Genomic DNA, 26584 nt, shown 5'->3' on the forward strand with positions numbered 1-26584 from the left:
TCAACGCCGGGTCGCCCGGTCCCGTACCGGGCACTGGGCCCGGTGCAAGTTCAGCGCGGTATTGATGATACCGATATGGCTGAATGCCTGCGGGAAGTTGCCGAGCATGCGCTGGCCAACCGGGTCGTACTGCTCGGCCAAAAGGCCGAGGTCGTTGCACAGGCCGGTCAGGCGCTGATACAGGGCCTGGGCCTCGGCCTGGCGGCCCAGCAGCACATACACATCGGCCAGCCAGAACGAACACACCAGGAAGGTGCCCTCGCCGGGCGTGAGGCCATCGCTGCAGCTGTCGCTGTCGTAGCGCAGCAGCAGGCCATGCTTCAGCAGGCGCTGTTCGATCTGCTCCAGGGTGCGCAAAAAGCGCGGGTCATCCACCGGCAGGAAACCGGTCAGGGCGATCTGCAACAAGCTGGCGTCCATTTCACTCGAGCCGTAGGCCTGGACGAAAAACTGGCCGCTGGCATCCAGGCCCTGTGCACACACTTCGCGGCGAATCTGCTCAGCCACCTGGCGATAATGCTGGCCACGCTCGCGGCCCTCCTCGGTGGTGTCGGCCAGCCCCGCGGCACGGTCGAAGGCCACCCAGGCCATGACCTTGGAATGCACGAACTGCTGGCGGCCACCGCGCACCTCCCAGATGCCTTCGTCCGGCTCGCGCCAGATGCGCTCGAGGTAAGGCAGGATCAGCCGGGCGATGGCGGCGCTGCGCGGGTGGCGTGGCAAGCCGCCGTTGATTGCCTGGGCCATGGCATCGGCGAGCTCACCATAGATGTCGAGCTGGGTCTGCGTCGAGGCCGCATTGCCCACACGCACCGGCTGCGAATGCTCGTAGCCGGCCAGCCACGGCAGGGTGTATTCCTGCAGGTCGCGCTCACCGGCCAGGCCATACATGATCTGCATCTGCTCGGGGTTGCCGGCCACCGAGCGCAGCAGCCATTCACGCCAGGCCTGGGCTTCGTCGAAGTAGCCCAGGTTCATGAACGCCAGCAGGGTCATGGTGGCGTCGCGCAGCCAGCAGAACCGGTAGTCCCAGTTGCGTTCGTGGCCGACGCGCTCAGGCAGCGAGGTGGTGACCGCCGCGACGATGCCGCCGGTGGGGGCGTAGGTCATGGCCTTGAGGGTCAGCAGCGAGCGGCGCACCAGGGCACTGTAGGCGCCGACCTCGGGGCAGCGGGCCGCGAAGGTTTGCCACTGGTCGATGGTATCTTTCAGGGCATCGTCGATGTTGCAGTCCGCTTGCACCGGCAGGTGCGATGGCTGGTGACGCAGGCTGAACACCTGCCGCTGGCCCGCCGCGACCCGGAAGCGGGCCACGGTGTGGTGGTCACGCGCTTGCGGCGCCACCGTCGCCGCCAGGACCAGGCGATCAGGCCCGGCCACGGCGCTGAGCGTGAGCGGTGCCACCCGCTCCACCCAAGGTACGCTGCGGCCATAGTCGAAGCGCATGACCAGGTCCATCTCGAAGTTGGTTTCACCCGCCAGGCCCTCGACGATGCGCACCACCGAGTTGACCTCGCCCAATGGCATGAAGTCGAGCACGCGGGCGCGGCCGGTGGCAGTGACCCAGGTGGTCTCCAGCACCAGGGTGTCGTCCAGGTAGCGACGCTCGCTGTGCGCCACCGGGTCGCTGGGGGCCAGGCGCCAACGGCCGTTTTCTTCGTTGCCCAGCAGCGCGGCGAAGACTGCCGGGGCGTCGAAGCGTGGCAGGCACAGCCAGTCGAGCGAACCCTCGCGGCTGACCAGGGCAGCGCTGCGGCAGTTGCCCAGCAGGGCGTAGTCTTCGATGTGGGCAGGCATTGCGGCTCCTTTGTGTGGCTGCCTGTGACGGCCTCTTCGCGGGCTCGCCCGCTCCCACAGATACATCTCTGGCCTTGAAACCATCGATATACCTGTGGGAGCGGGCGTGCCCGCGAAAGCGCCGGCACAGGCTTTACAAAAACCTCACCCCAGGCGATGCCACTCGCGTTTGTCCCGCGCCAGCAGTTCATTGCCGGCCTCGGGCCCGTCTTCACCGGCCGGGTATTCATGCACCTCGCCGCCCTGGGCCCAGGCATCCAGGAATGGCTGCACCGCCCGCCAGCCGTTCTCGATATTGTCGGCGCGCTGGAACAGCGTCTGGTCCCCGGTGAGGCAGTCATAGATCAACGTCTCGTAGCCGGTCGCCGGGGTCATCTTGAAGAAGTCCTTGTAGGCAAAGCCCAGTTCCACGTTTTCCATCACCAGCTCCGGCCCGGGGCGCTTGGCCTGCAGGTCGAACCACATGCCTTCGTTGGGCTGGATCTGGATCTTCAGGTAATTGGGCTTGGGCCGCTCCAGCTCCGACTCGCGGAACTGCGCATACGGCGCGGGCTTGAAGCAGATGGCGATTTCGGTGTCGCGCACGCTCATGCGCTTGCCGGTGCGCAGGTAGAACGGCACCCCGGCCCAACGCCAGTTGTCGATCATCACCTTCAGTGCCACGTAGGTCTCGGTCTGGCTGTCGGGGGCGACGTTGGCCTCCTGGCGGTAACCGGGCAACTGCTTGCGCCCGTGCTTGCCGGCGCGGTACTGGCCACGCACGGAATGCTTCAGGGCCATCTTCGTCGACCATGGGCGAATGGCACCGATCACCTTGGCCTTCTCGCTGCGCACGGCATCGGCGGCGAACGCCGCCGGGGGCTCCATGGCCACCATCGCCAGCAACTGGAACAGGTGGTTGGGCACCATGTCGCGCAGCGCCCCGGTGCTGTCATAAAAAGCACCGCGGGTCTCGACACCGACGGTTTCCGCGGCGGTGATCTGCACGTGGTCGATGTAATGGTTGTTCCAGAACGACTCGAACAGGCCGTTGGAGAAACGGCTGACCAGAATGTTCTGCACCGTCTCCTTGCCCAGGTAATGGTCGATGCGGTAGATCTGCCGCTCGCTCATCACTCTCAACAGGCAGGCATTGAGCGCCTCGGCGCTGGCCAGGTCGGTGCCGAAGGGTTTTTCCACCACCACGCGGCGAAAGCCCCCGGCGGATTCATCGAGCAAGCCGGCCTGCCCCAGGCGCAGGGCGACCTCCGGGAAGAACCGCGGCGAAGTCGCCAGGTAGAAGATGGCGTTGCCATGGCTGGTCTTGTCGATGCGCCTGGCGAGGGCCTGGTAGGTGGCCGGGTCGAGGAAGTCACCGGTCTGGTAGTCCAGGCGCTTGGCCAAGCGCGCCCACAATTTCTCGTCCAGGCCTTTGCTGCTGCCCTCACCGCCTTTATCACGCTCGACCATGAACGCATGCAGGCGCTCGGCAAATTGCTCGGCAGTGGCCGGGTTGTGGTCGACGCCGACAATGCGCAGGTTGCGGTCCAGCAGGCCGTCGCGGCTGAGGTTGTACAGCGCCGGCATCAACAGGCGCTTGACCAGGTCGCCATTGGCGCCGAACAGGAACAGGGTGCAGGGTGGCGCGGCAGGAATGTGCTGTCTGGTCATTCGCCTTTCTTCTCGATGTGGCCACCGAAGCCCAGGCGCATGGCCGAGAGGATCTTGTCCCCGTAGGTGCCCTGCTGCTGGCGCGAGCGGAAGCGGGCGAACAGGGCACTGGACAACACCGGCACCGGTACGGCCTGCTCGACGGCAGCATCGATGGTCCAGCGGCCTTCACCGCTGTCGGACACCGAGCCACTGAACTGCGCCAGCTGAGGGTCGGCCACCAGGGCATCGGCGGTCAGGTCGAGCAACCACGAGGTGACCACGCTGCCGCGCCGCCACACTTCGGCGATTTCGGCCACGTCCAGGTCAAAACGCTGGTCTTCGGGCAGTTCGTTGCCGCCCTTGCTGCGCAGCAGGTCGAAGCCTTCGGCATAGGCCTGCATCAAGCCGTACTCGATACCGTTGTGCACCATTTTCACGTAGTGCCCGGCACCGGCTGGGCCGGCATGGATGTAGCCATGCTCGGCGCGCTGGTACTCGCCGCTACGGCCATGGGTCCGCGGGATGTCACCCACGCCCGGGGCCAGTGCCTTGAACAGCGGCTCCAGGCGCTCGAACACGGCCTTTTCGCCACCGATCATCATGCAGTAGCCACGCTCCAGGCCCCACACACCGCCGGAGGTGCCCACGTCCAGGTAATGCAGCCCGCGCTTGGCCAGCTCGCCCGCGCGGCGCATATCGTCCTTGTAGAAGGTATTGCCGCCGTCGATGATCGCATCGCCCGGCTCCAGCAGCTCGGCCAGCTGCGCGATGGTCTGCTCGGTGGGCTCGCCGGCCGGCAGCATCACCCACACCGCACGCGGTGCCTTGAGCTTCTGCACCAGCGCCCCGAGGTCGTGCGCCCCTTGGGCACCCTCGCCCTCCAGCGTGCTGATGGCTTCACGGCTGCGGTCGTGCACCACGGTACGGTGGCCGGCGCGCATCAGGCGCCTTGCGATATTGCCGCCCATGCGGCCCAGCCCGATGATTCCCAGTTGCATGAGCCGATGCTCCCCTTGCGAATTGAATGACAACACAGTGCAGCCTTCAGGTTAGTCCAGCGAACCGCTCGTGGGTTCAGCGACGAACGGCGCGACCACGATAAACAAAAAAGTTCCCAAGACCTGCAAAAGAATTCAGAATGCGCCCCGCGTGAAGCGTCTACGCTTTAACTTGTCACCAGCCAAAACCGCGAGGTGTGCTCATGGGTACCTTGATGCCTGCTACTCCAACCCAGACCCTCTATGTCTCCGTGCGCCGTGATGAGCTGCGTAAACTGAAGGAAGAACGTGACCAGCTGCGTCAGCAGGTCGCTCAACTGAACCTGCTGCTGGCACAGGCACGCACCGACGGCGACGCCGTCAGCCTCTGATCCTGCCTCTTCCCGGTGGGAGCTGAACCGCTCCCACATCGCTCAATCGAGCAACCAGCTGTTATCGCCATTTTCCAGTACGCCGCCATGGCTGGTGGTATCGCCGACCCTGGCAAACGGCTGCCCGTCATCCATCATCAGTGCCGAGCCGCTGGTGATCAGCGCCCCACACCCGAGCCGGTCGCCAACCCTGGCTGCGGCCCTGCCGTTGACGAAGAACAGGCGGGAACCGCTGCTGACACTGGTCGGGCCGCACAGCGGGCAATGGTGAGCGTGGCCCAGCAGAACGATGGCAGGCATTGTTGCGACTCCTTGCTCATATGACGCGCCGGGCACCGGTGCCGGCGGCCTCAATCAGAACGTTCTCGACAGCCGCCAGTGCACGACCTGGCCATCGACTTCGGGGAAAGGTACCTGGTGCATGAACACCTGCTCACCCAGCGCGCGCTCGACGCAGGTGTAGTGGCCGGGCCATGGGCAGGGGGTGCCGGATGGCCAGCCGGGGGCATCCTCGCGCCTGGCGGTTTCCGGGTCGCGGAACTGCTTGCCCAGCCGCCGGTAATGGGCCCGGTCGACAAGTGCCTTTGGGTAGAACTGCGGCGCGTTTTGCAGGGCATCACCTTGCACCGACCATAGAAACGCCACCAGCGCCGCTTCGAATGCCCAATAGCCCAGGTGGTCACCGCGTGCCCGCGCATGGCGCTCGTGCCAGTAACAGCCGTGCGCCTCGGCGTACCACTGGCCGAGGTAGCGCATGAGTGCGTCCTGCTGCGCGGGGCCACGTAGATCGAGGCTGTCCAGCAACGTGGCGTAGGGCTCGGGGTGAAGCAACGAAGTGCCTGGATAGGCCTTGCCCAGGCGCTGGAACAGCCGATGCAGCAGCAGGTCGGGGCTGCGCTCGTCAGCCTGGTTCAGCCAGCCCAGCAGTTGGCCGACCCGCTCGGGGTAACCGCACAGCACCGCCAGCGACAGCAGCCACAGGGCAAGCCGGTAGTCGTCCGCCACCCACGGGCGCAATTGCTCGCTGGCTGCCGGGTACGCGGAAAAATGCCGGGCGAACTGGGCGAACGCGTAATCGACATAGGCCTCTACCAGTTCCATCGGCTCGCCACCGGAGTAGCGCTGGATGGCCAGCTCCAAAGCCATGTGCGCCCAGTCGCGGCTAAGCCCCCGGTAGTGGTGCCTGTGCTCGGCGGGGCCGGCCAGCAAGGCCTGGGTGTCCGGGTCGGCGAATTCCTGTTCCTTTTCATAGGTCGAGGCCCGATAGTGCTGCTCGACCATCCACGGGTCGCGCTTGATGCTGTCAAAGTGGCCCATTGGCCCTCCTCCACGCTAACCCAGGCAAGCCGGGCGCTGCCGGGCGTGATCGACCAGGTCTTTGGGGTAATAGGGCAAGTCGCGGTAAGGCGTATCGTCGATACCCCACAACAATGTGACCAAACCGGCCTCGAAGGCCCAGTAGCCGAAAAAGCCGGCATCGCTTCGGGCTTTGTGGCGATCATGCCAATAGCAATTGCGCATGCCTCGGTACCATTTCTTCAGATAGCTGCGCATGGCCTGTTGCTGTTCGGCCTGTTCGCCGCTCAAGGCTTGCAGCAAGTCTGCGTAGGGGCGCGGGTGAACCAATGCCTGACCGGGCAGGTTGATGCCGACTCGGGTAAACAGCTGGTGAATCAGCAAGTCTTGACCGTGATCCGGGTCGTCACTGATGTAACCGGCGATCTGCTCGATGCGCTCAGGCATATCCAACAGCACCGCGAGGGACAGCAGCCAAAGTGCGAACTGGTAGGCGTCGGGCTCCCATAGCTTCAAAGAAAAATCGGGATAAGAGCGTTTGTGACGCTGGAACTGGTTGAACATGTGCTCCGCGTAAAATTCAAGCGATTTGATGGGCTCACCACCTGAATAAAGAGCCACAAGTAAATGCACAGTTTGCCAGCACCACCTCCAGCTCAACACCTTAACATTTACATATTCCGGACGCTTAATTTTAAGAAATGGGTCAGCCTGTCGTTCGACATATTTTTCCCTCCAAAAAGAAACACTATCGAGATAGGCTGCTTCTTGCAGCAATGGTTCACGCTTACACTGATCGAATCGACACATCATTCACATCCTAGACCTTGGCAAACATATCCGAACTTCCCCGTTCAGAGGCCTTCTTCAAAATCCCGAACAATCTGGCGCTCACGAGCATCGTCTACCAGATCTTTCGGGTAGTAGGGAAGATCCCTATAGGGAGTGTCATCCACGCCCCACAGCACAGTGACCATTCCTGCCTCGAATGCCCAGTAGCCAAAAAAGCCGGCATCGCTTCGGGCTTTGTGAAGGTCATGCCAAGAGCAATTGCGCATGCCTCGGTACCATTTCTTCAAGTAGCTGCGCATGGCCTGCTGCTGTTCAGCCTGTTCGCCGTCCAAGGCTTGCAGCAACTCTGCGTAGGGACGCAAGTGAATCAATGCCTGGCCAGGCAGGTTGATACCAACCCGAGTGAACAGCTGGCGGATCAGCAGGTCTTGACCGTGATCCGGGTCGTCACGGATGTAACCGGCGATCTGCTCGATGCGCTCAGGCATATCCAAGAGCACTGCAAGGGACAGCAGCCAAAGTGCGAACTGATATGCATCGGGCTCACGCAGCTTAAAGGAGAACTCGGGATAAGAGCGTTTGTGACGCTGGAACTGGTTGAACATGTGCTCCGCGTAGAATTCAAGCGATTTTATGGGCTCACCCCCAGAATAAAGTGCAATGAGCAGGTTCAAGGACTCGTAGCACCAATCCCAGCTCAACATTTCAACGTCTACATAGTCGGGCCGCTCAATTTTCAGGAAAGGCTCAGCTTCACGCTCGACATAAAACTCCTGCCAAAACGAAATACTATCGAGATAAGCTGCTTCTTGCAGCAATGGTTCACGCTTACACTGATCGAATCGACACATCATTCACACCCAATGGATTCAGACGGCCACGCTCACCTGCAAAATAGGTGACCTGGTCAGATCAGCCCTTATAGGCCCTTTACCAAGCGCCAGGTCAAGATACGTCCCTCGTCAGCGGGCATTTCAACACCTTGCATAAATGTTTGAGGCCCCACGACCCAATCGTCGCAGACCCACACACCAGTCCGAGGACAAACCTCTCCTGATTTGGCAATCGCATCCGAATACGTCACTTGAAGACTGCGAGGGAAAACTTGAAGAACATTACATTCACGCGCGTAGTCAACCAAATCTTTAGGATAGTAAGGAAGATCTCTATAGGGCGTGTCGTCCACGTCCCAGAGCACAGTGACCAATCCAGCCTCAAATGCCCAGTAGCCAAAGAACCCCGCATCACTTCGGGCTTTGTGCCGATCATGCCAATAGCAGTTGCGCATGCCTCGATACCACTGCTTGAGGTAACTACGCAGGGCCTGTTGCTGCTCATCATTCTCAGCATTTATAGCGTTGAGCATTTCATTATAGGGGCGCTCATGGATCAACGTGTTCCCGGGAATAGTCACTCCAACACGGGAAAACAGCTGTCGCAGCAGGATGTCTTCACCGTCATCCGGATCCTCACTCAAATAACTTGCGACTTGCTTGATACGCCCAGGCTTATTGAACAGCACTGCAAACGATAAAAGCCAGAGTGTGAATTGATAAGCATCAGGCTCCCACAGCTTCAAGCTGAAATTCGGATATGCCTGCTTATGACGTTGAAATTGGGAAAACATATGATCAACATAAAACTCAAGAGACTCGACGGGCTCTCCTCCCGAATACAGCGCGATGAGCAACTCTGTAGTTTCGTAGCACCAACTCCAACTCAGCATTTCAACATTTACGTATTCAGGGCGCTCTATTTTCAAAAAAGGCTCAGCCTGGAGTTCGACATAGTATTCCTTCCAAAACTGCACACTACCCAAATAAGCAGCCTCTTTTAAAAGCGGCTCACGCTTGACTCGATCAAACTGATTCATCTCTCACTCCTACTGGATCACATCACCAACAAATTTAGCATTTTCGTCGAGCTTCATTATTTTGGTTACAACCCCACTTTCATCCACGATCATTAGCCAACGTTCATAACCAGCTAATAAGATATCTCGCCCCTGTTTATCCCCTAAGTCTGACTTAAGCCTCGGCATAATCCATGCATCACTCATTTGCCTGGCACTAGGAAACCCCTTACTCCCCTTCGTAACCGGCAAACTCCCCGGCGAAAACACGCCCCCCGTTCGATACTTGGTCTCGGTAATAATGAACGGCGGTGGCGGATGGGCATTACGATAGACACCATCCAGCCCGCGCCCAGTGGGCTTCATTTCCAGGCTGCGCGGCCCCCGCGCCGCCGACAACAGGTTTTCGTGGCCCTTGCCAAGCATGTACTGATCACTGACCACCTCCCCGTAAATACCCTTCTGCGTCCGGGTCGCCGTCGCGTGATCGAACGTGTGCACATTGGCGCCATGCGCAGCCACTGGCGGTGACGTGGGCACCGGCGGGCCGAGCACACCTTCGGGGCGCTCCAGGTAACGCGGGCGCATGCCAATGCCGGACGTCACCCGCCCACCACTCATGGCCATGGGCACCGGCTTTGCTGCATGCACCCCGGCATGCGCCACCTGCGCAGGCAGGTCGCTGGCCTGTTCCAGTACCTTGGCCAGCCTGGCATCGAGCTGCATCAGCGCATGCGGGATTTCCCGCACGGCATGCACCTGCACCGCGTAGAACTGCGCTTCCATGGCCTGCAGCCGCACCAACAGGCGCGAGGCCGCCTGGTTGAACGGCCAGTTGCCGAGGTAACTGCGCAGCTTTACCGTCGCCGCAATGACCTTGGCCAGAAACTGGTCCAGGTAGGCCAGCAGGTCCTTTTCATAGCTGGCGAACCGGACCTGGCGCAGCCAGAACTCCACGCTGCCGCGGGTGAACTTGCCGAGAAACGCAACCACGGCCTGCAAGAGGACCTGGCTTTCACGAATCAACAGCAGGCACAACCCACGCAGAAACGCCGCCGCTTCCTGCCCAACCAGTGCACCTGCCACCGAGCCCACTGCGGTGCCCGCCGCCCCGACCACCGCGCCGATGATCGGGGCGATCAAGGTGATCAGGCAGGCCACCAGCAACACCCACTCCTGCCATTCCGGCGGCTGCGCCGCTGCCTGGCTGCCATCCGCCGTGTAGCGCCTGCCCAGGCGCAGGCACACTGCGGCGAGGTCACGGGCGCTGAGCACGATCACCACCCCCGGCACCAGGGACAGCAGCATGTCGGCGATGACCACGCTCAGCGGCCGCTCCTCGGCAAACTCGCCTAGCACCAGGTCGCGCAGCCAGGCAAAGCCGCCGGCCACTTTGTCGACCGCTTCATCCAGCCAGTCCGCTGTCGAACTCATGCCTGGCCACCTGCCGAGGTGCAGCCGGCAAGCAAAGCCTGCAAGGCAGCATCCAGCTCGGTCGCGGTGGTCAGCTGCAGCGGGCCTGGGCCCACCTCATAGCGCACCTGGGCGCTGCAGCCGGGGGTGACCCCGGCCAGGCGGGCATAGCCGTTCTGGTCGACCACGCCCTGGCGCTGGGTGCCATCGGACAAGCTCGCCACGTAGGCCGTGCCGGCGATCGGCGTGCCGTCGGCGTGCACCAGGCGAAACTCGATGTCGTCCTGTACCGGGGCAGGCGGCTCACCGTAGCGTGCCGGCGCCTTGACCTGGGCGATGGCATGGAGCAGCAGTGGCTCGGGGCAGCCGATTTCGATGCGGCCGTCAGCCAGCTTGATAAAGGCCCCGCCACAGCTCAGGGTCAGCGACGTGCGGCTGTCGATATGCACGTGGCCGCGATGGCTGGTGATCGACACGTCGTCCTGGCTGTCGACCCGCAATTGCCCGCCAACCTGCACGCGCTTGTCCAGTGCCACCTGCTCGCTGGCCTCGAGGCCGACGCTCACGCTCAGCGCGCCACCCACCGCCAGCACCTTGCCCAGGCCAACGCTTTCGATCTTGCCAAGGGCGACCGTCTCGCTTTTGCTGGCGCCCACCTTGACGCTGCGGTTGCCGCCTATGTGCACCACTTCGTCATGCTCGACGCGCTCGCTACGGTCATTGCCGATCAGCGTGGTTTCGTTGTGCTTGACGACGTTGTTCTGGTCACGCTCGGCATGAATGAATACTTCCTGCCGCCCCAGTTCATCTTCGAAGCGCAGCTCGTTGAAGCCAGTGCCTTTATGGGTCTGGCTCTTGATGGTCATGCGGGTCTTGTGTTGCGGCAGGTCGTACGGCGGCAGCTGGTCACCGCAGTAGGTGCGCCCGGTGACGATCGGCTGGTCGGGGTCGCCATTGACGTACTGGACAATCACATCCTGGCCAATACGCGGGATGGCCATCGAACCCCAGCTGCCACCGGCCCAGCCTTGCGACACCCGCACCCAGCAGGAGCTGAACTCGTTGCCTTCGCTCTCCCGGTCCCAGGGGAAGCTGACCTTGACCCGGCCCCATTCGTCGCAGTAGATCTCCTCGCCCGGCGGGCCGACCACCGTGGCCATGTGCGGGCCATCGATGCGCGGCTTGGCCACGGGTGCCGGGCGCCACTCGGCCATGCCCTGCACCAGCAGCGCATCGTTCACATAGTGGGTGCCTTGTTCGGCGCCGGCGGCCTGTTCCAGCAGGCTGGTGAGCTGGGCCCCCTGATGACACAGGCTGACCACGCGCCAGTGCACATTGAGGTCTTGCCGTGGGTGGCCGACCAGGGTGAAGCTCAGGCCTGGTTGCAGACGCACGTCATCGCCCTGCACTTCGGCCAGGCAGGCATCGTGGCGCAAGCCCGTCAGCCGTGTTTCGGTGAAGGGCTTGCCCACTGCATCGCGCTTGTAGCGCCCCGGGTAATCGAAGCGTTCGTAGTCCAGGGACTGGTGCGTGACGTTACTGGCCTGCGCCCTGTGCTCCTGGCGATAGGCGGGGTGGGTGAAGGTGTAGTCGCGCTGCACCTGCCGCGCCGTACGCACCTGCTCGCAGTAGCGCAAGCGCCGCAGGCAGGCGCGGGCCTGGTCGCCGCCACTGTCGGCGTGGTACAGCACCTGATCGGGGCCGACATCGACCTCATCCTGCCAAAGTGCCTCGTCATCTTCGCGCTTGAGCGCGCCCCGGCTGAGCAGCCCGAACGAAAGCAGGCGGTCGGTGACGATCAGCGTGTGCTGCTTGGCACAGTGGGCGAAGCGGTAGACAAACCCTTCTTCAGCGGCCAGGCGATGGATGAAGTCGAGGTCGGTCTCACCCGCCTGGACACAGAACTCCCGTACCTGGTGCTCGGCGCAGCTGTTCAGTTCGAAGCGGTTGATACCCTGGCGCTTGAACATCAGTTCAAGAATCTGCGGCACGGTTTTCTGCTGGAAGATGCGCCAGTTGGAACGCAACCGGGCGCGGGCCAGCTGCGGTTCGACCACGGCGTGGTAGCGCGTGCGAGAACAGCGGGTTTCGCCCTGGCTGAAGGCGCTGACCAAGCCATGCACGTGGCGCACGGGCCGGTCGGCGCAATAGAGGGTGAACAGCGCCGGCTTGTCGAGCAGGTGGCCGAAGTCGATATCACTTTCGTAACTGACAAGTTCCAGGTTCAACACAAATGGCTGGTTGAGGCTCTCCTCCAGCTTGAATGAAACCACTTCGAATTCGCTGCGCGCGGCGAGCGCCTGAAAACCGAAGCGTAGGTCAGACTGTTTCATGAGTTGCTCTACCCGCCATGCTGTTTATCGGCGAAAAACAACCACACCCTGGCCTTCTGCAAGATGAGAACGTCGAATCAAATTGGCCAACCGTCAGGCTACAAACCGCGTGGAACGTGGCGTTGCGGGTTTCAACCCATGACGACTTCCAGGATGGGGCAGTGACTGAAGAACAACTTAAACGGTTCTGACCCGATATAACAGGAACGATGGGTTTAATACACAGGGGCGTGCCGTAGGCAATTTCCTAAAGTACTCACCTACAAACTTTTTATCAGCGCGTTATTTGCCTAAATATATAACTCGTCAACTTGTCAAAGTGCCTGGCGACTCGTCATGGTGCAGGGCATCGCCCCGCGACAGGACGGTGCACAATCGCCCGGCAGCAGCGAACCCAGGGCGAAGCAACAAAATGCACCATACCGGTGCAAGCGTTGCCTGATTGGGGCATGCCTTGCGCCCCGCGCCCTGCACGCCCGCCAGGCATACACATCCGCTCACATACGCCAACGTTTGCGTCTAGCGTGCGGCGTCACCTTAGTGACCAGTGGGTCACCTTTCCCCCTTTTTCTCTCCTACACTCGGGTTTCGGCCCGCCATTTGCTCATCGGAAGAGTGACGAAAAAAAGTCGAACTTTCAGGAAAGCCGGCAGGTCAGGAACTAAGTAGGCCAAACGCAAGGGACATTCCCTGGCTCGGCCCACCCATCCCAACCAGTCCAATCGCTTTTGGCGGGAATGCCGATCGCGCTGTGCCTGCGCGCACGACTCAGGGGCATGGAATGCACTACGCAGAATTCAGCATCAGAGAGAACCAACACGAGATATCGCCACGGGTGCCAGCACCCGACCAAAGCATAGGGACGGAGAGAAGTATGATCAGTGCCGCTGTCGAGCCTCACGTAGACACCTTTACCTCGGACAATCGCGAATCGGTCACCCCGGATTTCGCCACGACAGGCAAGGCACCCGGCGCCCAGCGCCGCCAGCACAACCGCAACAAGCGCAAGGTCCTGTTCGTCACCTCGGAGATCGCCGACCTGGTGAAGACCGGCGGCCTGGGCGACGTTTCTGCCGCCCTGCCGCGGGCGCTGGGGCATCTGCATGACGTACGGGTGCTGATCCCGGGCTACCCGCAAGTGGTGGAAAGCGACAACCCCATCCACATCGTCGGCGAACTGAGCGGCCATGCTGCCTTGCCGCCGTGCAAGATCGGCCGCATGGACCTGCCCGACGGGCTGGTCATCTATGTGCTGATCTGCCCCGAGCTGTACCAGCGCCCTGGCACCCCCTATGCTGCCGACAACGGTCGCGACTGGCCCGACAACCACATCCGCTTCGCCCGCCTGGGCCTGGCTGCCGCCGAGATCGCCGCGGGCGAAGGCATGATCCACTGGAAGCCCGAACTGGTGCACGCCCATGACTGGCCTGCCGGGCTGGCGCCTGCCTACATGCATTGGCGCGGCCTGAACACCCCGACCTTGTTCACCATCCACAACCTGGCCTACCAGGGTGTCTACAGCCGTGGCTGCAGCCCGGAACTGGCGATCCCCGACCATGCCATGCAGCAGGAAGGCATGGAGTTCTACGGCAAGCTGTCGTTCCTCAAGGCCGGCCTGGCCTACTCCAGCCACATCACCACGGTCAGCGCCACCTACGCCCAGGAAATCACCACCCCGGAATTCGGCTGCGGCCTGGATGGTTTCCTCGCCAGCAAGGCCCAGCAAGGCCTGCTGGGCGGCATCCCCAACGGCATCGACGAAAGCTGGGACTCGGCCACCGACAAGCACCTGCAGCACAACTTCAGCATCAATGACTGGGAAGGCAAGGCGCGCAATACCCGCGAGGTACGCCAGCTGTTCCAGCTGCAGCCGTCCGAAGGGCCGTTGTTCGCCGTGGTGTCGCGCCTGGTCTACCAGAAAGGCCTGGACCTGACCCTGGGCGTGGCCGACTACATCGTCGAACAAGGTGGCCAGATTGCGATCATCGGCCGTGGCGAGCCGGAGGAAGAACAGGCCATGCGCGAACTGGCGCTGCGCCACCCCGGGCGCATCGGTGTGCGCATCGGCTTCAACGAAACCGACGCCCGCCGCATGTTCGCCGGCAGCGACTTCCTGCTGATGCCCTCGCGCTACGAGCCCTGCGGCCTCAGCCAGATGTACGCGCAGCGCTTCGGCTCGCTGCCGGTGGCACGCAACACCGGCGGCCTGGCCGACACCATCGAGAACGGTGTCACTGGCTTCCTGTTCGATGAGTCCACCGTGGAAAGCTACCGCGAAGCGCTTGCCCGCGCCTTCTATGTGTACCAGAAGAAAGACCTGCTCAACGCCATGCGCTGCCTGTCGATGACCCAGCCGTTCAACTGGTGCCAGGCCGTGGAACCCTATGCCCGCCTGTATGAGGATCTGGTCCGCCAGGCCCACCTGGCCTATTACTGAAAGAGGGATCGAAGATGCACAGGCATGGCGCACACTTGCTGGACGCCACGTCGGCGCGCTTCGCCCTCTGGGCACCCGATGCGCGCAGCGTGAGTGTGGAACTGGAGCAACAGCCGCCGATAGCGCTGCTGCCCGAGGAAGATGGCTGGTACACCGGAGTCGCCCCGGCCCGGGCAGGCGACAACTACCACTACCGGATCGACGGGCAGCTGCAAGTGGCCGACCCAGCGTCCCGTTACCAGCCCGACGGTGTCCATGGCCCCAGCCAGGTGGTGGATATCGCCGCCTACCCATGGCAGCACCGCTGGCAAGGCCGGCCCTGGCACGAAGCCGTGATCCAGGAACTGCACGTCGGTGCGCTGGGTGGCTACGCAGGCGTGGCCAGCCTGCTGCCGCGCGTGGCCGCCACCGGCATCACCGCCATCGAACTGATGCCGATAGGCCAGTTCCCCGGCGCACGCAACTGGGGCTATGACGGTGTGTTGCCTTTCGCCGCCCAACATTCCTACGGCACCCCGCTGCAATTGTGCCAGCTGATCGACCAGGCACACGGCCATGGCCTGATGGTGATGCTCGACGTGGTGTACAACCACTTCGGCCCGGACGGCAATTACCTGCACCAGTACGCCAGCCCGTTCTTTCGCGAAGACCGCCAGACGCCCTGGGGCGCGGCCATCGACTTCCGGCGCCCGCAGGTGCGCGAGTACTTCATCCAGAACGCCTTGATGTGGCTGTGCGAGTACCGCTTCGACGGCCTGCGCCTGGATGCGGTGCATGCCATCGACCAGCCGGATTTCCTCGTCGAGCTGGCACAACGGGTGCGGGCTGCCGTGGAACCTGGCCGCCACGTGTGGCTGGTACTGGAAAACGAACACAACCAGGCCTTCCTCCTGGAGCAAGGTTTCGATGCGCAGTGGAACGACGACGGCCACAACGCATTGCACGTGCTGCTGACCGGCGAAACCGAAGGCTACTACGAAGACTACAAGCACCAGCCGATCGACAAGCTGGCCCGCTGCCTGAGCGAAGGCTTCGTGTTCCAGGGCGAAGCCAATCGCCACGGCCAGCCCAGGGGCGAACCGAGTGGCCACCTCGCACCCAGCGCTTTCGTGTTGTTCCTGCAGAACCATGACCAGGTCGGCAACCGGGCGCTGGGCGAGCGCCTCAGCGTGCTGTGCCCGCCTGCGGCGTTGCAGGCAGCCACCGCCTTGCTGTTGCTGAGCCCGATGGTCCCGTTGCTGTTCATGGGCGACGATGACGGCAGCCGCGCGCCCTTCCTGTTCTTCACCGATTTCCACGACGAACTGGCCGACGCCGTACGTGAAGGCCGGCGCGGTGAGTTCGCCCATTTCCCGGCCTTTGCCGACCCGGAACAGCGCGCCCGCATCCCCGACCCGAACGCCTTGCAGACCTTCGAGCGCTCGCGGCCAGACAGTCACGACGTGCTCGCCGGCTGGCATGGGCTCTATCAGCAGTTGCTGACGCTACGCCGCCAGCAATTGCTGCCGCGCCTGCCCGGCACGCGCGCGCTGGGCGCCAAGGTACTTGGCGCCAGGGCGCTGAGCGCCAGCTGGCGCCTGGGCGACGGCAGTACCTTGCGCATCGACCTGAACCTGGCGGACCAGCCGCAGCCCGTCGCGCTGCCACCCGCCGGGCTACGGCTGTTCGATAGCAGCGCCGATGCCCACCCGGACGACACCCTTTCCCCCTACAGTTGTGTGGCCAGCCTGCTGCCGCACAGCCCGGAGACGCCATGAGCGAACCTTTGCTACACCAGCTGGCACGGCAGGCCGGGCTGGCCCGCGACTGGGTCGATGCCAACAACCGCCCCCAGCAAGTCAGTGACGCTGTGCTGCGCCGGGTGCTGGAAGCCCTTGGCCATGGCTGCGCAGACGATGCCCAGCTACGTGACAGCCTGGCCAGCCTAGCGCACAGTGATGATGCCGAGCATGTGCCACCCCTGCTGACCGCGGATGTTGGCCAGGCGCTGGCGCTCGACCGCTACTTTGCCGGCGGCAGCCCGGTGCGCTGCACCCTGGAGGACGGCGCGCAGCTGCAATTGCAGTTGGATGCCCAGGGCCGCCTGCCTGGCCAGTTGCCACCGGGCTACCATCAACTACAAATCGAAGGCCATGCCTTCACCCTGGCCGTGGCGCCGGCCGGCTGCGTGGCGTTGCATGAACGGGTCAGCCAACCGCCAGCGCGCTGCTGGGGTATTGCGGTGCAGCTGTATAGCCTGCGGCGCCCTGGCGATGGTGGCTACGGCGACTGCATGGCCCTTGAACAGCTGGCCCGCAGCGCCGCCGAACGCGGTGCCGATGCCCTGGCCATCAGCCCGATCCATGCGCTTTCGGCATTCGACCAGCACCATTACAGCCCCTATTCCCCCTCCAGCCGGCTGCTGCTCAACAGCCTGTACGCCAGCCCGGCGGCTATCCTCGGCGAACGCGCCGTGCGCCAGGCCGTGGAGGCATGCGACCTGGAACAGGCGCTGGAAGCGCTGGAGCAGGAGCCGCTGGTGGACTGGCCGCGTGCAGCCGAAGCTCGTCGCCGGCTGTTGCAGGCGCTGTACAAGGACTTCAGCCAAGGCGACCACCCGCAGCGAAGCGACTTCGACAGTTTTCGCGAGGCCGCCGGCGAAGCGCTGGAACACCATTGCCGCTTCGAAGTGCTGCAGGCCGAGGCGGTCGACCAGGGCCTCGGCGCCGACTGGCGCAACTGGCCAGAGGCCTGGCGCGACCCCTACCATGCCGAAGTGCAGAGCTTTGCCAGCAGCTACCCGGCGCGCATCGAGTTCCACGCGTTCTGCCAGTGGCTGACCGAACGCAGCCTGCAACGCGCCCAGGAAGCTGCACGCGGCAATGGCATGGCGGTTGGCCTGATCGCCGACCTGGCAGTGGGTGCCGACGGCGCCGGCAGCCAGGCCTGGAGCCGCCAGGACGAGCTGCTGGCCAACCTCACCGTGGGTGCACCGCCCGACATCCTCAACCGGTCGGGCCAGGACTGGGGGATCTGCGGCTTCTCCCCGGAAGGCCTGAAACGCAACGGCTACCGCGCCTTCATCGAAATGCTGCGGGCCAACCTGGCGCACGCCGGCGGGCTGCGGATCGACCATGTGATGGGCCTGCGCCGGTTGTGGGTGATTCCGCGTGGCGCCAAGCCCAGCGAAGGTGCCTATCTCGAATACCCGCTGGACGACCTGCTGCGCCTGCTGGCGCTGGAGTCGATGCGCCACGGCGCGGTCATCCTCGGCGAAGACCTCGGCACCGTACCCGCTGGGCTGCGCGAAGCCTTGGCCAGGCGCAACGTGCTGGGTATGCGGGTGCTGCCGTTCGAGCAGGCCTCGCCCGGCAACTTCACGCCGATTCTGGACTGGCCGGACAACGCCCTGGCCACCACCGGCACCCACGACCTGGCGCCCCTGGCCGGCTGGCTGGAAAACCGCGATATCGACTGGAGCCACCGCCTGCAACTGATCGATGCCGCGACCGAACTGCACTGGCGCCATGACCGCCAGAAAGAACACGCCGGCCTGCGGCGCACACTGGAATCCAACTATGGTCTGCTTGAGGACAACGACGCCGTGATCGACGCCGCCATTCGCTATGTTGGCCACACCCGCGCCCCGCTGGTGCTGGTCCCCCTCGAAGACCTGCTGGGCTGCGACGAGCAACCCAACCTGCCCGGTACCACCGAAGGCCACCCCAACTGGCGCCGGCGCTTTGCCCGGCCGGTGCGTGAGTTGCTCGACGATGCCGATGCCGCCCGGCGTGTCGAGCTGCTGGCCCAGGCCCGCGAGCAAGCCTGGGAGCGTGACCGATGAAAGCCCTGAGCGCCACCCTGCGTCTGCAATTTCACAGCGACTTCACCCTCGACCACGCCGTGCCGCTGGTGCCGTACTTCGCCCAGCTGGGCATCAGCCACCTGTATGCCTCGCCTATCCTCAAGGCCCGCGCCGGTTCGCGCCATGGCTACGACGTGGTCGACCCGACCCAGGTCAACCCGGAACTGGGCGGCGAGGCAGCCCTGGTGCGGCTGGTCGCAGCCTTGCGCCAGCACGGCATGGGGCTGATCCTCGACACGGTGTCCAACCACATGGCCGTCGGCGGTGCCGACAACCCGTGGTGGCAAAGCCTGCTGGCCTGGGGCCGGCGCAGCCCGTATGCACAGTTCTTCGACATCCAGTGGCATTCCAGCGACCCATTGCTGGCCGGGCAGTTGCTGCTGCCGTTCCTCGGCAGCGACTACGGCGTGGCGTTGAAACAGGGTGAGATACCGCTGCAATTCGACGCCCAGCAAGGCGTGCTGCAGATCGCCCATTACCAGCACCGGTTCCCGATCTGCCCGGCCGATTACGGCTGGATTCTGGCCTTGAGCCCGGAACCGGCGCTGAAGGCCCTGGCCGAACATTTCACCGCCCTCAACGCAGCGCCCGACCCGCTGGCCGCCGCCCTGCCCTTGCACGCCGAGCTGGCCCGCCTGGTGGGCGAAGGCGCCGACCTGCAATCGGCCCTGGTGGCCTTCGACAGCCGCAGCGAGGCCGGCTTCAGGCGCCTGCACCTGCTGCTGGAACGCCAGACCTATCGCCTGGCCAGCTGGCGCACCGCTGCCGACGACATCAACTGGCGGCGCTTTTTCGACATCAACGAACTGGGCGGCCTGCGGGTCGAACGCGCAGTGGTGTTCGAGGCCACCCATGCCAAGCTCTTCGAGCTGATCGAGCGCGGCCTGGTGGATGGCCTGCGCATCGACCATATCGACGGCCTGGCCGACCCGCGTGGCTACTGCCGCAAACTGCGCCGGCGGGTCGATGGCTTGCTGGCGCGGCGCCCGCTGCACGCGGCGCTGGAGCACTTCCCGATCTACGTGGAGAAGATCCTCGGCGCCGGCGAGCACCTGCACCGCGACTGGCTGACCGACGGCACCACCGGCTACGAGTTCATGAACCAGGTATCGCTGCTGCAGCACGACCCGGCTGGCGAGGCCACGCTGACCGAGCTGTGGGCCAACGTGACCGAGCGCCCGGCCTTCAGCGAAGAAGTGCGCCAGGCGCGTCACCTGGTACTCAATGCCAGCCTGGCCGGGGACTGCGAGTCGGTGGCCCAGGCGCTGTTGCAGGTGGCGCGCAACGACCTGATGACCCGCGACCTGACCTTGGGCGCGATTCGCCGCGCCTTGCAGGCGCTGGTGGCGCATTACCCGGTGTACCGCACCTACTTCAATGCCTGCGGTCGCCCGGCGCAAGACGAAGCGTTCTTCCAGCAGGCGCTGGCCAACGCCCGGCAAGACCTCAGCGAGGCCGACTGGCCGCTGCTCGAGCAACTCGAGCAATGGCTGGGCGGACAGGCCTGGCGCACGCTGCCAGCGGGCCATGCGCGCAAGCAGTTGCGCCACGCCTGCGTGCGCTTCCAGCAACTGACTGCGCCCAGCGCCGCCAAGGCCGTGGAAGATACCGCCTTCTACCGCAGCGCCCGGCTGCTGTCGCGCAACGACGTCGGCTTCGAGGCCGAGCGTTTCAGTGCCCCGCCCGAGCACTTCCACAACGAGGCGCAGCGGCGCCTGCGCGACTTCCCGGACAACCTGCTGGCCACCGCCACACATGACCACAAACGCGGCGAGGACACCCGTGCGCGCCTGGCCGTGCTGAGCGAGCGCGGCCCGTGGCTGGCCAGCCGGGTGGAGCACTGGCGCGAGCTGGCCAGCCCGTTGCGCGTGCCCCTGGACGACGGCCCGGCGCCCAGCCCCGGCGACGAGCTGATGTTGTTGCAAACCTTGCTCGGCAGCTGGCCGCTGGAGCTCGACCCGCATGACGACAATGGCCTGCGCCAGTACGCCGAGCGCATTCGCCAATGGCAGCAGAAGGCCGTGCGTGAAGCCAAGCTGCGCAGCAGCTGGAGCGCACCGAACGAGGCTTATGAAGCTGCCTGCGCGGGTTATGTCGACGGCCTGCTGCTGGACGGCGAGAACCAGCAGTTGCGCAACTCGCTGGCCGAAGCCGCGCAGCTGCTGGCCTGCCCCGGCGCACTCAACGGCCTGGTGCAGGCCCTGCTGCGCATGACCACGCCCGGTGTGCCGGACCTGTACCAGGGCAACGAATACTGGGACTTCAGCCTGGTCGACCCGGACAACCGCCGGGCCGTGGATTACGCCGCCCGGCGCAACAGCCTGGACGACGCCACGCCACTGGCCGAGTTGCTGGCGCACTGGCAGGACGGCCGTATCAAGCAGGCCTTGATTGCCCGCGTGCTCGACTGCCGCCAGGCCAACGCCGAGCTGTTCCGCCGGGGCGACTACCTGCCGCTGACCGTGCAGGGTCGCCACGCCGACCAGGTAGTGGCGTTCGCCCGCCTGGGCGAAGGCCAGCGCGCCGTCATCATCGCGCCACGCCTGGCCAGTACCCTGCTGGGCGCAGCCCCCATACCCCTGATCCCGGCACAGAACTGGGACGACACCCGGGTAACTTTGCCGTTTGCCTTGTCGCCTGCCAATTCGACTGGACTTTTTGGCGGTGCCGTTGTCAGCCCTGTTAGAGAGTTGATGTTGAGCGCCGTGCTGTCGGAGTTCCCAGTCAACCTGTTGATCGAACATGCCTAGCATTCAGGAGCGTCGTGATGAGTGTCGATGAAAAACGAGTACGCGAATTCGCCTACCAGATCTGGGAATCGGAGGGCAAACCGGAGGGCCAGGAAAGCCGCCATTGGGACATGGCGCGCAAGCTTGCCGAAGCCGAGGCATTGGCCCCCGAAGCCAAGCCCAAGGCGGCCGGCAAAGCCAAGGTAGCGGCCAAGCCGAAAGCAGCGGCAGTGCCCAAGGCGCCAGCCGAGCCCAAGGTGGCGGCGTTGCCGGGCGTCAAGCCGGCGGCGGCGAAGAAACCACGTGCGGTGAAGAAACCCACAGCCGGCTGAGCCGCCACCGGTCCTTTCGCGCCAGGCCCGCGGCCACCAGCCTGTACTGGCTAGTGGCTGGGGAAATCCCTGTGGGAGCGGGCGTACCCGCGAAAGGCCGGCCCAGCCAGCCATCATTCCGTTTCCAGCACCCGGCCATTCGAGGACCGTCATGAGCCCGCGCACGCCCAAGAAAACCCGCTCCGTTGCCCCCTCGCGCATCCGCGAAGGCCTGCCCTTCCCCCTCGGCGCCACCTGGGACGGGCTGGGCGTCAACTTCGCCCTGTTCTCGGCCAACGCCACCAAGGTCGAGCTGTGCCTGTTCGACCCGACGGGGGAAAAGGAAGTCGAACGCATCGAACTACCGGAATACACCGACGAGATCTACCACGGCTATCTGCCCGACGCGCACCCTGGCCTGATCTACGGCTACCGCGTGCATGGGCCGTACGAGCCGGAGAACGGCCACCGCTTCAACCCCAACAAACTGCTGATCGACCCTTACGCCAAACAACTGGTCGGCGCGCTGAAATGGTCCGAAGCGCTGTTCGGCTATACCATCGGCCACCCCGACGGCGATCTGTCGTTCGACGAGCGCGACAGTGCGCCGTTCGTGCCCAAGTGCAAGGTCATCGACCCGGCGTTCACCTGGGGCCGTGACGAACGGGTGCAGATCCCCTGGGAGCGCACCATCATCTACGAAGCCCACACCAAGGGCATCAGCATGCGCCACCCCGCCGTGCCGGAACACCTGCGCGGCACCTTCGGCGGCTTGGCCAATGACGAGCTGCTCGGGCACATCAAGGAGTTGGGCGTATCCAGCATCGAGCTGCTGCCGATCCATGCCTTCGTCAACGACCAGCACCTGCTGCAGAAAGGCCTGAACAACTATTGGGGCTACAACACCATCGCCTTCTTCGCCCCCCACCCGGCCTACCTGGCCAGTGGCAAGATCGCCGAGTTCAAGGAAATGGTCGCGCACCTGCACGACGCCGGACTGGAACTGATTCTCGACGTGGTCTACAACCACACCGCCGAGGGCAACGAGCTGGGACCCACGCTGTCGATGCGCGGTATCGACAACGCCTCGTACTACCGGCTGATGCCTGACCAGAAGCGCTACTACATCAACGACTCCGGCACCGGCAACACACTGGACCTCAGCCACCCGTGCGTGCTGCAGCTGGTCACCGATTCGCTGCGCTACTGGGCCGGCGAGATGCATGTCGACGGCTTCCGCTTCGACCTGGCCACCATCCTCGGCCGCTACCACGAAGGCTACAGCGAGCGGCACAGCTTCCTCGTCGCCTGCCGCCAGGACCCGCTGCTGCGCCAGGTCAAGCTGATCGCCGAGCCCTGGGACTGCGGCCCGGGCGGCTACCAGGTGGGCAATTTCGCCCCGGGCTGGGCAGAGTGGAACGACCGCTTCCGCGACACCATGCGGGCGTTCTGGAAAGGTGACGAGGGCCAGCTGGCCGACTTCGCCGCGCGCATGACCGCCTCGGGCGACATGTTCAACAACCGCGGCCGACGGCCGTACGCGTCGGTCAACTTCATCACCGCCCACGACGGCTTCACCTTGCGTGACCTGGTGTCATACAACGAGAAGCACAACGAGGACAACGACGAGAACAACCAGGACGGTACCGACAACAACCTGTCGTGGAACTGCGGCGTCGAGGGGCCTACCCAGGACCCGGCGATCAATGCCCTGCGCATGCGGCAGATGCGCAATTACTTCGCCACCTTGCTGTTCGCCCAGGGCACGCCGATGATCGTCGCCGGCGACGAGTTCAGCCGTACCCAGCACGGCAACAACAATGCCTACTGCCAGGACAGCGAAATCGGCTGGGTGAACTGGGAGCTGGACGAGGAAGGCCAGGAGTTGCTGAAGTTCGTCAAGCGCCTGACCCGGCTGCGCCTCAGTTACCCGGTATTGCGCCGTTCGCGCTTCCTGGTGGGTGACTACAATGAAGCCATCGGGGTCAAGGACGTGACCTGGCTGGCACCGGACGGCAACGAGATGAGCGTGGAGCAGTGGGAAGACCCGCACGGGCGCTGCCTGGGCATGCTGATCGATGGCCGTGCCCAGGTCAGCGGCATCGCCCGGCCAGGCGCCGAGGCCACCCTGCTGCTGATCGTCAACGCTCACCATGACATCGTGCCGTTCAAGCTGCCGAGCGTGCCTGAAGGGGATTACTGGAGCTGCCTGGTCGACACCGACCGGCCGGAGTTGCGCAAAGGCCAGCACCTGCAGTTCGACAGCACCTTCGAGGTCAAGGGGCGGTCGTTGTTGCTGATGGTGTTGCAGCGCGACGAGGAGTGAACCTGAACCGCCGGCATGGGTCCTTTGTGTAGGAGCGGCCTCCTGTCGCGAAAGGGCCGCATGGCGGCCCCGGCCCGGCTTGGCATGCTGATGGAAACGGGGGCCGCCGGGCGGCCCTTTCGCGACGCAAGGCCGCTCCTACACTGAAGCGTGTAAACCGTTACCTGAGGAGCCATCGTGAACCCCGAAGCCGGTAGTAAAGGTTTCGCCAGCGTCAACCAGGCCCCGGCCGTGAAACGGCTGCGGGTACTGACGGTGAATACCCACAAGGGCTTCACCGCCTTCAACCGGCGCTTCATCCTGCCGGAGCTGCGCGAGGCGGTGCGCAGTACCCAGGCCGATATCGTCTTCCTCCAGGAAGTGCTCGGCAGCCACGATCGCCACGCTGCACGCTACCCCGGCTGGCCGCAGACGTCGCAGTACGAATTCCTTGCCGACAGCATGTGGAGCGACTTTGCCTACGGTCGCAACGCGGTCTACCCCGACGGCCACCATGGCAATGCCCTGCTCTCCAAATACCCGATCATCGAACACCGCAACCTCGACGTGTCGATCACCGGCCCGGAACGCCGCGGCCTGCTGCACTGCATTCTCGACGTGCCCGGGCAGCACAACGTGCACGCCATCTGCGTGCACCTGTCGTTGCTGGAAAGCCACCGCCAGAAACAGTTGCAGCTGCTGCGCAAGCTGCTCGAGTCGTTACCCGGCGACGCTCCGGTGATCATTGCCGGTGACTTCAACGACTGGAAATCCCACGGCAACCGCACCCTGGGCCTGCAGCGCGACCTGCACGAAGCCTTCGAACGCCATCATGGCCACCTTGCCCGTACCTACCCTGCCCGCTTGCCACTGCTGCGCCTGGACCGCATCTACCTGCGCAATGCGGAAAGCCATGGGCCGTGTATTCTGGGGCACAAACCTTGGTCGCACCTGTCGGATCACCTGCCCCTGGCAGTGGAGGTACGGCTCTAACAATGATTTTTCATAGCCCCGGGATGGCAAATAGCGAAGCCGGCTATGAGCTGATTTTTTTTGCGCAAAATCAACACATTGACCCTGGCTACACGCTTCCGACACTTTCTTCACGCTTTCTTGACGCAAGCGGCGGTCTCTCCTTAGCTGTTCCTGTCTAGCAGTAAATATCTCGCGCCGGGCCTCTAGCTCGCGCCTTCGTGCGCGTGCGCGAAAGCTGGCGTGCTGGTTTGGGTCGCCCACTGTTTTTGCCGTACAGCCCGTGACCTCAGGCCAGGTCCCAGGGCTGTACCCTCAAACCAAGGAGATCCGCCATGAAAAGCACCTCGAACCCGTTGCGCTTCGACAGCATTTTCTATGCGGTTTCCACGTCGCTGCTTCTGGCAACCCCGGTGGAAACGATCGCGTACGAACTGCAGGATGACCCGACTTCGCCTGGCTTCCTGCAGCACACCGCGCCGCCGCAACTATCGCTCGACCCGGTCAGCTCCAGTGGCTTGAGTACCGATACCTTGGCGGCCTTTTCGCAGAAGATCAGCGAGCGCCACGGGCTGGCCGCAGCAACCCCGAGTGCCAACCCGTGGGCGCAGTTCTTCCCCACCCCTGCCCGCAGCGACGCACAACCTGCGGAGCAACTGGCACCCGGCCCGCAACTGCTGGTCGGCCCGGACCTGTTCGTGCGGGAAACGGCAACAGGCAATGTGCACCGTGCCGGTATTTTCGTGGGGCAGAACCACCTGCAGACCCGTTTCAACGGCATGCGCCAGCGGCTGGGGGACAAACAGCGCAACGCGGTGAGCCTGAGCGGCGAAAGCCTTGGCGTTTACTGGAGCATGACCCATGAACAAGGCTGGCACCTGGATGCCGTGGCAATGGGGTCGCGCATCGACGTCAATGGCCGTGACCAGAACGGCCAGCGCCTGGACGACAGCGGCCACGCCATGACCTTCTCGCTGGCAGGTGGCATTCCCATCGGCCTGGGCGGTGGCTGGGTGATCGAGCCACAGGCGCAGTTGATCAACCAGCAATTCTTCCCCGGCAGCCAGGCTCAGCAACAGACCCTGCAAGCCTTGGGCAGCCAGCCGAGCTGGAGCGGGCGGGTCGGTGCCAGGTTGTCCGGACGCTACGATGTGCACGGCATGCCGATCGAGCCCTATGTGCGGACCAACGTGTGGTATGACTTCAGCAATGCCGATGAGGTGAAGCTGGACCAGGTCGACAAGATATCCAGCTCGCGCTATTCGACCACGGTGGAACTGGGCCTGGGGCTGGTAGCGCGGGTGACGCCGGCGGTGGCGGTGTTTGTCAGTGCCGACTACAGCAGTGACGTGGATGACAATGACCTGAACGGATTGATTGGCAGCCTTGGGGTGCGGATGCGCTGGTAGGCAGGTTCGGCCCTTTCGCGGGCACGCCCGCTCCCACAGGGATAGCACCGGGCCAGAGGCTGGCGCCATCCCTGTGGCAGCGGGCATGCCCGC

Annotated in this window: 19 protein-coding genes; 9 read left to right on the forward strand and 10 right to left on the reverse strand. The window is 64.0% G+C overall.

What is annotated here, in order from left to right:
- The 3 genes from ACLEJP_RS22010 to gnd form a co-directional block, all read right to left on the reverse strand.
- A complete protein-coding gene (locus tag ACLEJP_RS22010) occupies positions 1 to 1797 on the reverse strand; it encodes a glycoside hydrolase family 15 protein (protein ID WP_440809850.1) in 1797 nt (598 codons plus the stop codon).
- 144 nt (positions 1798 to 1941) lie between these two features.
- Positions 1942 to 3447: a glucose-6-phosphate dehydrogenase gene (zwf, locus tag ACLEJP_RS22015; RefSeq protein WP_440809853.1), complete on the reverse strand. Its 1506-nt coding sequence runs from the start codon at positions 3445 to 3447 to the stop codon at positions 1942 to 1944.
- Positions 3444 to 4427, reverse strand: coding sequence for a phosphogluconate dehydrogenase (NAD(+)-dependent, decarboxylating) (gene gnd / locus ACLEJP_RS22020; RefSeq protein WP_289133229.1), 984 nt, complete (start codon positions 4425 to 4427; stop codon positions 3444 to 3446). The genes zwf and gnd overlap by 4 nt, the downstream gene beginning before the upstream one ends.
- Positions 4428 to 4630: 203 nt before the next feature.
- Between gnd and ACLEJP_RS22025 the strand changes: the two genes are divergently transcribed.
- The gene (locus tag ACLEJP_RS22025; RefSeq protein WP_186674681.1) at positions 4631 to 4798 is read left to right on the forward strand and encodes a DUF6026 family protein; all 168 of its coding nucleotides are present in this window, start codon (positions 4631 to 4633) and stop codon (positions 4796 to 4798) included.
- Positions 4799 to 4840: 42 nt separating this feature from the next.
- On the opposite strand, the gene ACLEJP_RS22030 is transcribed toward ACLEJP_RS22025, so the two are convergent.
- The 7 genes from ACLEJP_RS22030 to ACLEJP_RS22060 all read right to left on the reverse strand — a co-directional run bounded on the left by ACLEJP_RS22030 (position 4841) and on the right by ACLEJP_RS22060 (position 12484).
- Complete coding sequence (locus tag ACLEJP_RS22030; RefSeq protein WP_289133232.1) at positions 4841 to 5134, reverse strand: PAAR domain-containing protein; 294 nt, start codon at positions 5132 to 5134, stop codon at positions 4841 to 4843.
- A gap of 18 nt (positions 5135 to 5152) precedes the next feature.
- Positions 5153 to 6115, reverse strand: coding sequence for a PoNi-like cognate immunity protein (locus ACLEJP_RS22035; protein ID WP_440809858.1), 963 nt, complete (start codon positions 6113 to 6115; stop codon positions 5153 to 5155).
- 15 nt (positions 6116 to 6130) lie between these two features.
- Positions 6131 to 6904, reverse strand: coding sequence for a PoNe immunity protein domain-containing protein (locus ACLEJP_RS22040; RefSeq protein WP_440809860.1), 774 nt, complete (start codon positions 6902 to 6904; stop codon positions 6131 to 6133).
- A gap of 44 nt (positions 6905 to 6948) precedes the next feature.
- Positions 6949 to 7704, reverse strand: a complete 756-nt coding sequence (locus tag ACLEJP_RS22045; protein WP_440809862.1) for a PoNe immunity protein domain-containing protein — start codon at positions 7702 to 7704, stop codon at positions 6949 to 6951.
- Between the two features lie 101 nt (positions 7705 to 7805).
- Positions 7806 to 8759 carry a PoNe immunity protein domain-containing protein gene (locus ACLEJP_RS22050; protein WP_440809865.1) on the reverse strand — a complete coding sequence of 318 codons (954 nt, stop codon included), beginning with the start codon at positions 8757 to 8759 and terminating at the stop codon, positions 7806 to 7808.
- A 9-nt stretch (positions 8760 to 8768) separates the two neighbouring features.
- Positions 8769 to 10172, reverse strand: a complete 1404-nt coding sequence (locus ACLEJP_RS22055; RefSeq protein ID WP_440809867.1) for a hypothetical protein — start codon at positions 10170 to 10172, stop codon at positions 8769 to 8771.
- Positions 10169 to 12484, reverse strand: a complete 2316-nt coding sequence (locus ACLEJP_RS22060; protein ID WP_440809869.1) for a type VI secretion system Vgr family protein — start codon at positions 12482 to 12484, stop codon at positions 10169 to 10171. Before ACLEJP_RS22060 ends, ACLEJP_RS22055 begins: the two co-directional genes overlap by 4 nt.
- Positions 12485 to 13358: 874 nt before the next feature.
- Here ACLEJP_RS22060 and glgA point away from each other — a divergent pair.
- The 8 genes from glgA to ACLEJP_RS22100 all read left to right on the forward strand — a co-directional run bounded on the left by glgA (position 13359) and on the right by ACLEJP_RS22100 (position 26491).
- The gene (gene glgA / locus ACLEJP_RS22065; RefSeq protein WP_440809871.1) at positions 13359 to 14921 is read left to right on the forward strand and encodes a glycogen synthase GlgA; all 1563 of its coding nucleotides are present in this window, start codon (positions 13359 to 13361) and stop codon (positions 14919 to 14921) included.
- 14 nt (positions 14922 to 14935) lie between these two features.
- Positions 14936 to 16678, forward strand: a complete 1743-nt coding sequence (treZ, locus tag ACLEJP_RS22070; protein ID WP_440809874.1) for a malto-oligosyltrehalose trehalohydrolase — start codon at positions 14936 to 14938, stop codon at positions 16676 to 16678.
- Positions 16675 to 18744: a 4-alpha-glucanotransferase gene (gene malQ, locus ACLEJP_RS22075; protein ID WP_440809876.1), complete on the forward strand. Its 2070-nt coding sequence runs from the start codon at positions 16675 to 16677 to the stop codon at positions 18742 to 18744. Before treZ ends, malQ begins: the two co-directional genes overlap by 4 nt.
- Complete coding sequence (locus tag ACLEJP_RS22080) at positions 18741 to 21515, forward strand: malto-oligosyltrehalose synthase (protein WP_440809878.1); 2775 nt, start codon at positions 18741 to 18743, stop codon at positions 21513 to 21515. The genes malQ and ACLEJP_RS22080 overlap by 4 nt, the downstream gene beginning before the upstream one ends.
- Positions 21516 to 21529: 14 nt before the next feature.
- Positions 21530 to 21826: a DUF2934 domain-containing protein gene (locus ACLEJP_RS22085; protein ID WP_440809880.1), complete on the forward strand. Its 297-nt coding sequence runs from the start codon at positions 21530 to 21532 to the stop codon at positions 21824 to 21826.
- A 151-nt stretch (positions 21827 to 21977) separates the two neighbouring features.
- The gene (gene glgX / locus ACLEJP_RS22090; RefSeq protein ID WP_440809882.1) at positions 21978 to 24131 is read left to right on the forward strand and encodes a glycogen debranching protein GlgX; all 2154 of its coding nucleotides are present in this window, start codon (positions 21978 to 21980) and stop codon (positions 24129 to 24131) included.
- Between the two features lie 177 nt (positions 24132 to 24308).
- Complete coding sequence (locus tag ACLEJP_RS22095; protein WP_440809885.1) at positions 24309 to 25103, forward strand: endonuclease/exonuclease/phosphatase family protein; 795 nt, start codon at positions 24309 to 24311, stop codon at positions 25101 to 25103.
- A gap of 314 nt (positions 25104 to 25417) precedes the next feature.
- On the forward strand, positions 25418 to 26491 hold the full coding sequence (locus ACLEJP_RS22100) for an autotransporter outer membrane beta-barrel domain-containing protein (protein WP_440809888.1): 1074 nt from the start codon (positions 25418 to 25420) through the stop codon (positions 26489 to 26491).
- Positions 26492 to 26584 lie beyond the last annotated feature (93 nt).

The organism is Pseudomonas sp. SMV7 (assembly GCF_052041995.1).
Classification (GTDB): Bacteria; Pseudomonadota; Gammaproteobacteria; order Pseudomonadales; family Pseudomonadaceae; genus Aquipseudomonas.